The sequence below is a fragment of the uncultured Methanobrevibacter sp. genome (assembly GCF_902771435.1).
In the GTDB taxonomy this organism is placed as follows: domain Archaea; phylum Methanobacteriota; class Methanobacteria; order Methanobacteriales; family Methanobacteriaceae; genus Methanocatella.
Map to the genome: position 1 here is coordinate 43,876 of NZ_CACXXB010000012.1, position 12,107 is coordinate 55,982.

Genomic DNA, 12,107 nt, shown 5'->3' on the forward strand with positions numbered 1-12,107 from the left:
TATAATATATAATATTTAATGAGGAAAAGCTAATGTCAAATGGAATCACCAAAGCACAGGAAATTAAACGGCTGACTACGCCGCTTCTCATAGAAAATTCCAAAGCCTATGACTGTGAGGGGAATTTAATCAGCTGCGTTGAAACGCTATCGGATGTCAGATACATTATCGAGCCCCGTGAAGGCATTTTGACTGAAGATGAAATAATGCAGTATGCTCCCGAATCAAAAGCGGCATCAAAAATCAAGCTAAAAAGAGGATATGGAACTATTTCAGATGTACTTTTAGTTCACGAATCTCTGCCATGGCTTTTCGGATTGTATTATACTGTTCTGCTAAGCATATCCGTCGTTTTATTCCATAATAGGAGCCTTATTCCAATGGTGATTCTTTTAGTGTTTTTAGTTCTCCCGTTAATTGCATCATACTGGATATTCAACCTGAAAAATTATGAAAAAAGCGTTAAAAAAGTATCCAAAAAACCTAAAGTGGAGAAAAATACCTCAAATGCCGGTGAAGCAGGAGTGGAGAAAACATCACCTGTTTCATTGAAGGAATACGAACATAAGGTCAATGATTTGGAGATAGTCTTTGAGGTTAAGGAAAAGGTTGTAAAGCAGTTAATAGAAAAGAAGTTCGAACCTCCACAGATTACCTATGACAAATTCATGGCAATGATTGACAGCTGCCATAAACTGTTTTATCAGGAGGCGGATTCAGCAAGAAACATTGTAAACCTGGCCGTTGAAGATACTCCAAGAATCAGGGGAGAGCTTGAAAACAAAATCAGTAATATGAAAAAAATTATTAATCAGATTGAGGATTTGACAAATGAACTGGTTGTAAACATCAATTCGGATTCCAAGGATGAAGTAAAAGTTTTACTGGATGATATGGAAGATTTGATTGATTCTGTAAAGGATTATAATGGTGATTCAAATGAGTAAAAAGTGTCCTGAATGTGGTGATGAGGTTCCGATTCAAGCACATTTCTGCCCGAACTGCGGATATGATTTCTTTGAAGATGAGCAGGCCCGCCCGTCAGCTACAAAAAACGATGGAATATTTTCAAATGGAAAAATATTTCTGGTGCTGATAGCTATTGTAATTATTGCAGGTGCAGGAGTGTTGCTTAGCATAGGACTGGGAGGAAACGGCGGAAATGACTCTTCCACCGTTGAAGATATAGAAATGACAATTACTGAAGTCAGCGGATATTCGTTTGACTATGACAATAAGACAAGTTATTCATTATCCACTCATGCATTTTTTACAAAACTTCCTTCAAATTTTGAAGGTTATATAGTTAAAACAACATATTATGATAATAATGGAACAAGGTTAGGCCAGGAGGTAGATAGTCTTTCAAACATATATTCAAAAGAATATTCAGACTATCCCTCAACCTTTGCGTTTTTCGATACATATAAAAAACCCGATCCTGACCATATAACCGTTGAAGTGGAAAAAAGCGGAAAGACAGTTAAGAATTATACTTATGAAATTGACAGAAGTGACATTGAATTTTTAGATTGATGGTGATAGAATGGCAGAATTCTCATTAGATATAGATGAAATCAAAAATGACGTTGAAAATACCATAAAAGAGGAAGAAGTAAAATTGGAAAACTCCAATTTGAAAAATCAGGCCCAAGACAATGCAACTGCAATATTTGACGCCGATTTGAACAATCCTCAAGAGCGTGAGGGCATCATGAAACCTCTGGACAACTTCGGTATGGAGGACATGTCCAAATCCGCTGCCAGAAACGAAATGCTGGCCACCAGATTTGTGGATTTATCCAAAGGCAGCAGCGATGCAGAAAACATCGGTGAAAAATTGGCAGAACTTGACAGGCAAATGAAGGATTTGGATCCAAGCAAAGTTGACTTTGCCAAAAAGGGAATGTTGGGCAATTTGCTGAATCCTGTCAGAAAATACTTTGAAAAATATGAAAAGGCGGAAGTTGCAATCTCAAACATTATCAAATCATTGGATAACAGTGCCAAAGTTCTTCAAAATGACAATACCACACTTTTAAATGAGGAAAACTATTTAAGACAAGTCACCAACAAACTGCTGGCAGACATTGAATTAGGTAAGAAGATGGACGAATCCATTGAAGCCCAAATCCAGGAGGCTGAACTGAATAACGTTTCACCTGACAAGATTGCATTCGTACGTGAAGAAATTCTGTTCCCTCTCAGGCAAAGAATCATGGACATGCAGCAGATGATTGTTGTAAACCAACAGGGAATTGTTTCACTTAATGTAATCAGAAGAAACAACAAGGAACTTATAAGAGGTGTAAACAGGGCTAAAAACGTTACTGTTTCAGCTTTAAGAACAGCAGTGATGGTTGCAAGTGCATTATATGACCAAAAACTTGTAATGGATAAGATTAACATTCTCAATTCAACCACTGAAAACATCATTGAGACAACTTCACACATGCTCAAGGAACAGGGAAGCGAAATTCAAAAACACAGTGCAGAGACAATGATATCACCGGAAGTCTTGAAAGCATCATTTGCAGAAGCTCTTCAGGCTATTGAAGATGTTAGCACATATAAAGAACAAGCACTTCCTAAAATGAAAGAAACCATTGATTTGTTCAGCGGCATGGCTGATGAAGGTCAAAAAGTAGTTGAAAAAATCGAAACAGGAAATAATGATTTACTTGAATAAGTATGAATGCTTTTGAAAAAATAAAAAGGTCATGGTGGGTAATCCTTTCATTCATACCCTTTCTGAATGGATTCGGATTTCTTTATATTGCAGTATCTCACAACAACAGGAATTGGCTTTTGGAGTTTGTAGCATATGAACTGCCATGGTTTTTATATTTCATTTACTATGCCAGATTCGGCGATCCCAATTTGAATTTTTACAGTCCAAGCAGTTTAATTCTGCTTTTAGCCTTATTGCTGTATTTCATAAGTATAATAAGGTCATTTTGGGTTGCAGTTAAACTTGCGGATGTATATGATAATGAAGAAAAATACATTATCCAGACAACCGATTTGTCAAAAGCTAATGCCACTCAACAAAACGACAACCTCAAAACTAATTTGGGCTGCTGTCTGTGCATAATTGTAATATTCATAATATTTTTAATTGCGGTGTTGTGAAATCATGAACAAAAAAATTAAGATAGCTATTGTAATTGTTTTTCTATTGATTTTGGGATATGGAATTTTCTATCTGGCGGATTATAATCACGCCGAAAAAACAGCTACAGACATGCTGAATGGAACTTCAAATGTCAGTGTGGTTAAAACATCCAACGGGCTGTTTTTGGATGGAAGTGGTAATGATTCAGCAGTAATATTTTATCCTGGTGGAAAAGTGGAGTATACATCATATCTTCCGATGTTAATCAATCTGGCCAATAGGGGCATTGACTGTTATCTTGTGGAAATGCCGTTCAATATAGCATTTTTCGGTCAGAACAGTGCCGACAGCATAATGAATAATTCATCCTATGACCATTATTTCATCGCAGGCCATTCCTTAGGAGGGGTAGTGGCCTCCGCATATGTCAATGCAACAAACAATACTGACGGTGTGATTCTTTTAGCAGCCTATCCGACAGAAAAAATCTCCAAACCTGTTTTGTCAGTTTATGGATCAAATGATAATGCTTTGAATAAGGTAAAATACGAGGCAGCCAAACCACTGATAAAGGGCAATTTCACTGAAGTCATCATCAAGGGAGGTAATCATGCCCAGTTTGCATATTACGGAAATCAGTCAGGTGACGGAAAGGCCAATATTACAGCAGAAAACCAACAGAACCAGACTGTTGATGCAATAATCAATTTCATTAAGGTTAACAGCTAATTTGCACCGGTTACCTTTTTTAGATACGGAATCTTATTTAGAATCCATAATATTATAAAAGAACTTATCAGTGTAATTATTACCAATAGTGGAATCCATATTATTGAATTCTGGCTGGCATAATCTATATAGTTCATAATAAATCTTTTCAAATTGAATAAGACCAGGTAGTGGCTCAGATAAATGCCGTAGCTATACTGGCTTAATAGGACTATGCTGTCACCATACTTGCTTTTTTCTATTTTTTTGGATATTTCAGTATAAGACATGAATTTTATCATCAGGAATATGGAAACTGAAATCATAAGTATATGAATGTTGAAATATCCCAGATATGTAAAATGATTATTTAAAATTGATGTTGGAACAACATAGCTGCATATGTAGTTGATGTACAATATTGCAGACAGGACTGTAAATATTATTACAAGATAATCTGTTTTAACAAAAGATTCAAGGTAATTGGCGTTTACCAGGAAATGCCCTATTATCGCATATGAAACAAATGAGAGATAGTACATCAGAAGGGAATCATAAAATATCGCAGGGAGTAAACGGAATTGAAACATTCCGATATATATTGCTGACATTAACGCTAAAACTGGGATGAATTTCCCATCAAATCCATCTATTTTTGAATTTCCGTACTCAAGAACCTTATTGATGATGAATATTCCGATATAGACAATGATTATCATCCAGATAAACCAGAATGTCACTCCCATTGTTCCGCCATGGCCTGAAAATATGGCTATTGCATTGTCAATGTCAATAGAATGTTTAAGATAGATGAATGAATATATGGTGGATATTGCAGCCCAGAATATGAACGGAATCAATATCCTTGACAGTCTCTTTTTAAAAAATGTAATCAACGAATCCCTTTTACCTATAAGCAGTGCTCCGCTCAACATTACAAAAATAGGCACACAAAAGTCTCTAAAACAGTCAAAAAATGCTGAAACGTAAAAGTTGGCTGTCCCCATATCGGACACGACATATGTTATTGATGCATGGCAGAATATAATTCCGATAATTGCCATCAGTCGCATAACATCCAAATAGAAGATTCTTTTAGATTTATTCATATTATCATGTAAGATATATGTAAAATGAATTATAAAAAATTTTAATTAATTTAATGAATATAGATAAGTTCATGGATGGAAATTATTTGGAAAGAGCTTTTGGGAAAAATCTTAAAAAAGTGTTTTTGACACTTGCACTGTTTCTAATTTTATTCTCGACAATTGCGGTTGTAAGTGCAGAGGATTCATATTCAATCACACACGCAGATATAGATTTGGATGTATTGACCAGCGGTCTGCTTCATGTAAGGGAAGCCTATGACTACAATTTTGATGGAACCTTCAATGGAGTCTACAGGGACATCCCCCTAAAGGAAGGGGAAAGCATTGAAAATGTAAAGGTTTCAGCTAAAGGAGCCTATCCTGTCCTGCAGCAGACAACTGAAGACGGAAAACAGCATTTGAAAATATATCTATATGCCGATAAGGCCCACACCCAAAAAATCAGCGACTGCAGCGTTACAGTTTATATAGAATATGACATGAGAAATGTCGTAACAGTATTTAATGATGTAGGTGCATTGCAATATAAGTTATGGGGTGATGAATGGGATGTAGGCGTGGATGATGTTTCAGTACACGTGTCACTGCCGAACAATACTGGAAATGAATATTATTTAAATCCTGAAGATCTGACCTATTCCAGTTCATTAAACGGCAATGAGATTAATGCACAGTCAAATTATATTTCCAAAGGCCAAATTTGGGAACTGCTTGTTTTGATGCCGGTTGGTGATTTCTCATCATCCCCATATGCTAAGCATGTAAACGAGGATGGCCGTGAGATGATTTTGAAAAATCTGGAGGACAGCATTAATTCCAATAATTTCTGGAATTCAGTCACATCCATTTTTGAAGCAATGGCCCTTATCTTTGTTCCTTTTTCATTGATAGGAACATATCTTAAATATGGAAGGGAACCTAAGGTTGACTATGAAGGGATTTATGAAAGGGAGCCTCCAACAGATGACTCTCCTGCAGTTGTTAATGCCATGATTGATAATAGTACATTCGGCGAACCAAACATCAGAGGATTTGAAGCTACAATAATGGATTTGATAGACAGAGGAGCATTTTCCATTAAAAAAGAAAATGACAATCTGCTGCTGACAATTGAGGATACCTCCATTAACTTGGATATGGGAGAAAAGATTGTCGTTAATATTATTGCACATTTTGCAAATAACGATGTTTTAAACTTGAGCAATCTTAAAAAGCGAATGAAAAGCAAAAGCAATGCTGAATGGTTTATGAATAATTTTGATGATTGGAAAGAAGCTGTTGAGAATGAATATTTCACTGATGATGTTAAAAACAGGTATTTTAATGATACGGGCACTACTTTAGCCGCTCTGATAGGCTTTTTGGGTATTGGTTTGAGTATTGTTTTCGTTGTGATATTCCTGTTTACTGACTTTTCAAGAGGATTTGAGCTGTTCATCATCGGAATCATATTGGCGGCATTTTCATATTTCATGTTGTCTAGGCGCGATGATGTTTTCGGAAAATGGACTAAAGAAGGCCGTGTTATCTATCTAAAATGGATAAACTTTAAGAAATTCTTAAAAGACAACAGTTTAATTAACGAACACCCTCCGGAATCAATAGTCATTTGGAAAAAGTATTTGATATATGGAACCTCTCTTGGAGTAGCTAAAAGTGTTGAAAAAGCCATGGATCTACATGTGCCTAATGTCAGCATGAATGACGGTGTGTTCCTCTATCACTATTATGGATACAACTGTTTCTACCATAGCTATTACAGTGCATACAGCACAAATTCCTCATCAGGTTCAGGTGGCTTCGGAAGCTTCGGAGGAGGATCCGGAGGTGGAGGCGGAGGAGCATTTTAGCTTCTCTAAACGTCAATTACATTTAAAATATGTGGTGAATTTTATGATTGGAAATGAATGGGATTCAGTTCTGGAAGATGAATTTCAAAAGCAATATTTTTTAAAGATAATGGATTTCATTGATAAGGAATATGAAACAAAAACAATTTATCCTCCTTACGGGGAAATCTTCAATGCATTCAGGCTGACAAGTCTTCAAAATGTTAAAGTGGTTATCCTGGGCCAGGACCCATATCATGAAGAGGGACAGGCACACGGTCTTGCATTTTCAACACCTGAAGGAAGACCAATCCCAAGGTCTCTAAAAAATATTTTTAAGGAAATCAACGCAGAATATGGCTATGCAATTCCAGAATCAGGATGTCTTGAAGATTGGGCAAAACAGGGCGTATTCCTGCTCAATACCGTTTTGACAGTTGAGGAAGGTAATGCAAACTCCCACAGCAAATGCGGATGGCAGACTTTCACTGATAACGTTATAAGGATTTTAAACCAGCAGCCGCAGCCAATGGTTTTCATGCTATGGGGAAAACAGGCTGAAAAGAAAAAGGAGCTTTTGAAAAATCCGAATCATCTGGTTTTAATAACTTCACATCCTTCCCCATTTTCAGCAAGGCGTGGTTTTTTGGGATCCAACCATTTCAAATTGGCAAACGAATTTTTAAAGAAAAACAACATTGAAGAAATAGATTGGAGTTTGGAGAAATAATTCTAATTGACAACTCCAACGCTGAATCCGTTTGTGCCGACAGAGTAGAATGAGTGATGCTTATTGTCGGTTGGATAATCATATCTTTGGGATTCAATTGAATTTACAATCTTATAGTTGTTGAACTCTTCTCTTAGAATGTCATAAAACTCGTCATGTGAATACTTTGAATCTGAGCAGCTTTTGACTACCTCCTTAATCTCGGGGGTTATCTTTTCTCCAATCCATGTGATGTAGTAGAATTCCTCACCGGCTGAAAACCATAATTTTGATTTGTTTTGGTTAGTCTCATCGTCATAGCTCATGAAATGAACTGCATCATGGCCTGAAACTTTGACCTTTTTGACAAAAGAATTATGCTCTATGAAATAACCGTACAGGCTCATTATGTTTGGATTGACGAATCTGATTGTAAATACGTCAATGTCCTCATCAAATTCATACATGTGGAAGTCGCTTTGGTATGGATTTTCATACTGGGGAGGTATTTTGAATGTTTCATAGCCTACGGTTGCATTTGTCCAATTGGATGAATCTACAGCATTCACGGCATTCATTAAAATTAGAACTGCAAGCAGAATCATGAAAAGTTTTTTAATCATGGTATTAGTATGTGTTAAAGACAGTTATATAACTATCTCATAGTCAACTTTTCTGTTGTCTCTCATTCGGGAGTCCATATCAACCAGATCGTAAACCAGCGGATTTGCAATAAGCATCATCCATATTTCATATGTGGTTTTTACAAAATCATCATTCAGCTTAATGTGGTCATGGACAATAGGGCATTTGTAGGGAAATTCGGACTCGTCGAAAATAAGATGGAACTCTCCCTTCTTGTCCAAGTGAGGTATCAGTGGAAATGTCCTGCATTGAATAGGCCTTATTGATCTGTCGCATTTTGGCGGATTTGTGCATTTTACAAGATAAATCTGACCCTTCCATGAGTGGGGATATTTGATTTCTGATGAATCGATATAGTAAAGCTCAAAGTCTTCAGAGTCTTCATACATAAGCTCTTCGCCGGGAAGCAAATACAGTGCCAGTTCTTCATTCCTGTAATCCTCAGCATCATAAACGCAGCATACTTCTCCGCAGAGTTTTCCGCAGTCAAAGTCAACTGGGCTTACACTGTCAAGCCTTTCATATATTTTTTCAATAGACCTTTTCATCTCACTTGCCGTAATTTCCATAAGTTTACTATTTATTTTAAAAAATATAAATGTTATAATTAATGAATCTGCCAGTCAATATCATCATAGGAAATGCAATATCATTTGTTGCGGGAATTTTTCTGATTTTAAGCATGGTGGTCAATGATGAAAAGAAAGCATATAAGCATCAGTTCCTGAACGCATTTGTCCTGATGATATCATCATTCTTCTTTTATTCCTGGACCGGAGTAACTACATTGGCAATAGCCTCCGCAAGAAATCTGATGGTTTACTATGACAAATTGACCTTAAGATGGACTGTATTTTTCATAGTCTTGTCTGTGGTTTTGGGGCTGATGGTGAATACAATGGGATTCATAGGGCTTTTGCCGATTATTGCAATCGTCCAGATTACAATCTGCAACTATGCGCTCAAGCAGATAAAATGGATTAAACTCAGCTTCATAGTAAACGAGTTCTTCTACATTGTTTATTTCATAGCTATCCTTGATTTTTCATCTTCAATCATCGAAACAATAACTGCTGTCATTGGTCTTGTGTCATTTTTCAAACTGATTTGGGATGAAAATCATACTAACACTCGTTAGTTTTATATATCCTGAAATCCAAAATGTTAATGTAAACTAACAGGTGTTCGTTAAATGACTAAAAACAGGATTCTTGAAGTGTCAATAGATCTCTTCTCACAGTTCGGATATGACGGCGTTTCAATAAGACAAATTGCCGGAGAAGTTGGAATCAGGGAAAGCTCAATATATAACCATTATCAAAATAAGCAGGCAATTCTAAAAGCTATTCTGGATTATTATGTTGAAGAGATGGTCAGCGATGAAATACCAATTGAGCAGGCAAGCCTTAATCTCGACCAAGGATTTGACTATTTCTACAATGCGGGTTGCGCTGCGTTTCTCACAAAGCTCAAAGAAGAAAAGATGATGAAGATAACAAGGCTGATGCTGATAGAGTCATATCACAATGACGATGTGAGAAACTTCCTTAAAATCGCAATCATTGAAGCTCCGGTAAACGGCTGGATAGAATTATTTAATCTGATGAAGGAGAAAAACATGATTGAACGGGACTGTGACGTTAGACAGCTGTCAGAGTCATTTTTCTATTATGGAATGTTTCTCTTATATGAGCACTTCATCCTCAATTACCCGGAAGATGACGGGAAATTCTACAACGAATTCATGGAAAAGACAAAAAAGCATGCAAGAATAATATTTGATTCAGTAAAAACCGGAGGGATATGATGCAGATGAGACTTGAAAGGGAAGATGATTATCTGGAAGTTGAAAAGATGGTTAGGGATTCTTTCTGGAACATATATCGTCCGGGCGCTTTTGAACACTTCATCGTGCACCATTTAAGGGATGATGAAAGTTTCATAGACAATATGGCATATGTCATTGAAAAGGACTCTAAAATCGTAGCCCACATCAATTATTCTAAGGGATATCTTCTCTTTGAAAACCAAACCACAGATGCTGTTGTACTGGGGCCTGTAGCCGTTGCAAAGGATTACCAAAATCAGGGTCTGGGAACACAGCTGATAAGTTACACTCTTGATTTGGCAAAGGATTATCCATATGTATTCGTAATAGGTGATGAAAACTATTATGAACGATTCGGCTTTGTATCGGCGTCACGATATAACATTTACCTTGACGGAACTGATACGGAAGAGGAAAATCCGTTTTTCATGATAAAAGTGTTTGATGAAGATGAACTCTCAGGAGAATTGGCTGTTTTCCATAATCCTGATGTGTTCGATGTTGACGTGGATGAAGTTGATGAGTTTGACAGGCAATTTGAATATAGGGAAAAATTAGTATTGGAAGGTCAGTTAGGTGTTTAAATGAAATATGTAATAATAAACGGTTCTCCAAGAAAGAAAAATACATGGGCAGTTGTAAAGCAGGTTAAAAAAAGCTTAAATGGAGATTTTGAAGAAATTCATCTCATTAAGGAAAAAATTCCCCCATGCAACGGATGCTTTAAATGCATAATGGAAGGGGAGGAAAAGTGTCCCCACTATGATATCGTCAATCCGATTGTGGAGAAGATGCTGAATGCTGATGCAATCATAATGGCATCTCCTGTATATGCAATGAATGTAACAGGACTTTTGAAGAATTTCTTTGACCATACTGCCTATTTTTACCACCGGCCAGCATTTTTCACAAAAAAGGCGCTGGTGGTTGTAACAACTGCTGGAGCAGGACACAATGACACCGCCAAATATATGGATGAAACGTTAAGGCACTGGGGAGTAAATAAGGTATATAAACTCGCTTTCAGGTGTGGCGGAAAAGATTCGCTGGACAAAAAAGCTATTGACAAGGTTGCCATTAAATTCAGAGAGGATGTTGAATCAGAAAAATTGCATTCCCCAAAATTCATGGACATCATATTTTACGATGTCTGGAAAAGGATGGCGCTTGTGGATGACCCTATCGAAGCGGATAAAAAATACTGGCAGGAAACAGGTTTGGTAAACCACGATTTTGCACCTGAAGTAAAACTGGGAATAATAAAAAAGACATTTTCAAAAATAATGTTTGCAATACTAAAAAGAGTAATGTAAAATCACCTGTTTTGAAGATATATCTATTTTAGTACCTTCGGTTAGATATAATATCATGTTTAGAAATATGAGAAGAAAAGGCCAGCAGCTCACAAAAGAGGAATGTGAAGAGATATTGACCAGTCAGCCAAGAGGGGTTTTGGCACTTCTGGGTGATTATGACTATCCTTATGCTCTTCCGATGAGTCATGTTTATGTTAACGGCAGGATATATTTCCATGGATCTCAAAAGGGTCATAAAAATGATGCGGTCAAGAACCATTCCAAATGCTCCTATTGTGTCATGGATGAAGGTGTTAAAGCCGCTGACAGCTGGTGGTATACATTTAAGAGTGTCATAGTCTTCGGTAAAATCAAAACATTAACGGATAAGGATGAAAAGATAGAGGCACTTACCTATTTGGGAGATAAGTTCTTTCCAACTCATGAAGAAACCGTGGATGAGATCAATCGCCTTTTAGACAGAACTGAGGTCTTTGAGATTACCGTTGACCATATGAGCGGAAAGGTTGTCCAGGAAAAATAGCTATTTTTTAAGTAAAGCAAAACATTTCATTGGTGTTTTTAAAGCATTAAAAAAAGAAAAATTGATAGTAAAAAATACTATCAATGTGGTCTGTCAGTATTGAACTTGTCGCTTGATTTAATTCCAACAAGTGATGCGAATACTGAAAGAATGCATGCTATTGTACATATCAGACAGATTATTTGTGATGCCTGTACAATCATGCCTGCATATTGCGGAGCCAGTTCCAGGCTGCCCATAACCCAAGCAAAGACAAGTGTTAGAAGTCCTAAGCTCATGGTCTGGCCTATTGTCCTCATTGTTGCCTGTGAAGCTGATGCGG

The 12,107-nt window shown here is 36.8% G+C and carries 15 protein-coding genes and 1 pseudogene; 12 read left to right on the forward strand and 4 right to left on the reverse strand.

Annotated features, from left to right (window positions below):
- The first annotated feature begins 32 nt into the window (after positions 1-32).
- From QZU83_RS04555 to QZU83_RS04575, 5 genes are read left to right on the forward strand one after another with little or no spacing between them, the layout of a single operon-like run.
- A complete protein-coding gene (locus QZU83_RS04555) occupies positions 33-947 on the forward strand; it encodes a hypothetical protein (RefSeq protein ID WP_295610040.1) in 915 nt (304 codons plus the stop codon).
- Positions 940-1,536 carry a zinc ribbon domain-containing protein gene (locus QZU83_RS04560; RefSeq protein WP_295610043.1) on the forward strand — a complete coding sequence of 199 codons (597 nt, stop codon included), beginning with the start codon at positions 940-942 and terminating at the stop codon, positions 1,534-1,536. The genes QZU83_RS04555 and QZU83_RS04560 overlap by 8 nt, the downstream gene beginning before the upstream one ends.
- 10 nt (positions 1,537-1,546) lie before the next feature.
- Positions 1,547-2,689 (forward strand): toxic anion resistance protein, encoded by a 1,143-nt coding sequence (locus QZU83_RS04565; protein WP_295610045.1) that lies wholly within the window; start codon positions 1,547-1,549, stop codon positions 2,687-2,689.
- Positions 2,690-2,691: 2 nt separating this feature from the next.
- The gene (locus tag QZU83_RS04570; protein WP_295610046.1) at positions 2,692-3,132 is read left to right on the forward strand and encodes a hypothetical protein; all 441 of its coding nucleotides are present in this window, start codon (positions 2,692-2,694) and stop codon (positions 3,130-3,132) included.
- Between the two features lie 4 nt (positions 3,133-3,136).
- Positions 3,137-3,844, forward strand: coding sequence for an alpha/beta hydrolase (locus QZU83_RS04575; RefSeq protein WP_295610047.1), 708 nt, complete (start codon positions 3,137-3,139; stop codon positions 3,842-3,844).
- Here the strand turns inward: QZU83_RS04575 and QZU83_RS04580 are convergent.
- Positions 3,841-4,932: an acyltransferase gene (locus tag QZU83_RS04580; RefSeq protein WP_295610049.1), complete on the reverse strand. Its 1,092-nt coding sequence runs from the start codon at positions 4,930-4,932 to the stop codon at positions 3,841-3,843. The genes QZU83_RS04575 and QZU83_RS04580 overlap by 4 nt on opposite strands.
- Before the next feature lie 53 nt (positions 4,933-4,985).
- Here QZU83_RS04580 and QZU83_RS04585 point away from each other — a divergent pair, with 53 nt between their 5' ends.
- Together QZU83_RS04585 and ung are read left to right on the forward strand one after the other, a co-directional pair.
- The gene (locus QZU83_RS04585; protein ID WP_295610050.1) at positions 4,986-6,785 is read left to right on the forward strand and encodes a DUF2207 domain-containing protein; all 1,800 of its coding nucleotides are present in this window, start codon (positions 4,986-4,988) and stop codon (positions 6,783-6,785) included.
- A 43-nt stretch (positions 6,786-6,828) separates the two neighbouring features.
- On the forward strand, positions 6,829-7,494 hold the full coding sequence (gene ung / locus QZU83_RS04590) for a uracil-DNA glycosylase (protein WP_295610051.1): 666 nt from the start codon (positions 6,829-6,831) through the stop codon (positions 7,492-7,494).
- 2 nt (positions 7,495-7,496) lie between these two features.
- Here ung and QZU83_RS04595 read toward each other — a convergent pair whose 3' ends face one another.
- A complete protein-coding gene (locus QZU83_RS04595) occupies positions 7,497-8,096 on the reverse strand; it encodes a hypothetical protein (RefSeq protein ID WP_295610053.1) in 600 nt (199 codons plus the stop codon).
- Positions 8,097-8,120: 24 nt separating this feature from the next.
- Positions 8,121-8,687 (reverse strand): hypothetical protein, encoded by a 567-nt coding sequence (locus tag QZU83_RS04600; RefSeq protein WP_295610054.1) that lies wholly within the window; start codon positions 8,685-8,687, stop codon positions 8,121-8,123.
- 41 nt (positions 8,688-8,728) lie between these two features.
- Here QZU83_RS04600 and QZU83_RS04605 point away from each other — a divergent pair, with 41 nt between their 5' ends.
- Genes QZU83_RS04605 through QZU83_RS04625 form a run of 5 tightly spaced genes read left to right on the forward strand, consistent with a single transcriptional unit; the run spans position 8,729 to position 11,785 of the window.
- On the forward strand, positions 8,729-9,256 hold the full coding sequence (locus QZU83_RS04605; RefSeq protein WP_295610056.1) for a YgjV family protein: 528 nt from the start codon (positions 8,729-8,731) through the stop codon (positions 9,254-9,256).
- A 54-nt stretch (positions 9,257-9,310) separates the two neighbouring features.
- The gene (locus QZU83_RS04610) at positions 9,311-9,925 is read left to right on the forward strand and encodes a TetR/AcrR family transcriptional regulator (RefSeq protein WP_295610057.1); all 615 of its coding nucleotides are present in this window, start codon (positions 9,311-9,313) and stop codon (positions 9,923-9,925) included.
- Complete coding sequence (locus tag QZU83_RS04615; RefSeq protein ID WP_295610059.1) at positions 9,922-10,530, forward strand: GNAT family N-acetyltransferase; 609 nt, start codon at positions 9,922-9,924, stop codon at positions 10,528-10,530. The genes QZU83_RS04610 and QZU83_RS04615 overlap by 4 nt, the downstream gene beginning before the upstream one ends.
- A complete protein-coding gene (locus tag QZU83_RS04620; RefSeq protein ID WP_295610061.1) occupies positions 10,531-11,259 on the forward strand; it encodes a flavodoxin family protein in 729 nt (242 codons plus the stop codon).
- Between the two features lie 55 nt (positions 11,260-11,314).
- A complete protein-coding gene (locus tag QZU83_RS04625; RefSeq protein ID WP_295610062.1) occupies positions 11,315-11,785 on the forward strand; it encodes a pyridoxamine 5'-phosphate oxidase family protein in 471 nt (156 codons plus the stop codon).
- Between the two features lie 80 nt (positions 11,786-11,865).
- On the opposite strand, the pseudogene QZU83_RS04630 reads toward QZU83_RS04625, so the two are convergent.
- Positions 11,866-12,107: pseudogene (locus QZU83_RS04630) on the reverse strand (MFS transporter); the annotation flags it as partial.

Bases quoted from the DNA above. Each gene is read 5' to 3' on its own strand.
- QZU83_RS04625 (WP_295610062.1), top strand. From the start codon at position 11,315: ATGTTTAGAAATATGAGAAGAAAAGGCCAGCAGCTCACAAAAGAGGAA.
- QZU83_RS04570 (WP_295610046.1), top strand. From the start codon at position 2,692: ATGAATGCTTTTGAAAAAATAAAAAGGTCATGGTGGGTAATCCTTTCA.
- ung (WP_295610051.1), top strand. From the start codon at position 6,829: ATGATTGGAAATGAATGGGATTCAGTTCTGGAAGATGAATTTCAAAAG.
- QZU83_RS04600 (WP_295610054.1), bottom strand. From the start codon at position 8,687: ATGGAAATTACGGCAAGTGAGATGAAAAGGTCTATTGAAAAAATATAT.
- QZU83_RS04620 (WP_295610061.1), top strand. From the start codon at position 10,531: ATGAAATATGTAATAATAAACGGTTCTCCAAGAAAGAAAAATACATGG.
- QZU83_RS04595 (WP_295610053.1), bottom strand. From the start codon at position 8,096: ATGATTAAAAAACTTTTCATGATTCTGCTTGCAGTTCTAATTTTAATG.
- QZU83_RS04585 (WP_295610050.1), top strand. From the start codon at position 4,986: ATGAATATAGATAAGTTCATGGATGGAAATTATTTGGAAAGAGCTTTT.
- QZU83_RS04610 (WP_295610057.1), top strand. From the start codon at position 9,311: ATGACTAAAAACAGGATTCTTGAAGTGTCAATAGATCTCTTCTCACAG.
- QZU83_RS04565 (WP_295610045.1), top strand. From the start codon at position 1,547: ATGGCAGAATTCTCATTAGATATAGATGAAATCAAAAATGACGTTGAA.
- QZU83_RS04575 (WP_295610047.1), top strand. From the start codon at position 3,137: ATGAACAAAAAAATTAAGATAGCTATTGTAATTGTTTTTCTATTGATT.
- QZU83_RS04615 (WP_295610059.1), top strand. From the start codon at position 9,922: ATGATGCAGATGAGACTTGAAAGGGAAGATGATTATCTGGAAGTTGAA.
- QZU83_RS04605 (WP_295610056.1), top strand. From the start codon at position 8,729: ATGAATCTGCCAGTCAATATCATCATAGGAAATGCAATATCATTTGTT.
- QZU83_RS04560 (WP_295610043.1), top strand. From the start codon at position 940: ATGAGTAAAAAGTGTCCTGAATGTGGTGATGAGGTTCCGATTCAAGCA.
- QZU83_RS04580 (WP_295610049.1), bottom strand. From the start codon at position 4,932: ATGAATAAATCTAAAAGAATCTTCTATTTGGATGTTATGCGACTGATG.
- QZU83_RS04555 (WP_295610040.1), top strand. From the start codon at position 33: ATGTCAAATGGAATCACCAAAGCACAGGAAATTAAACGGCTGACTACG.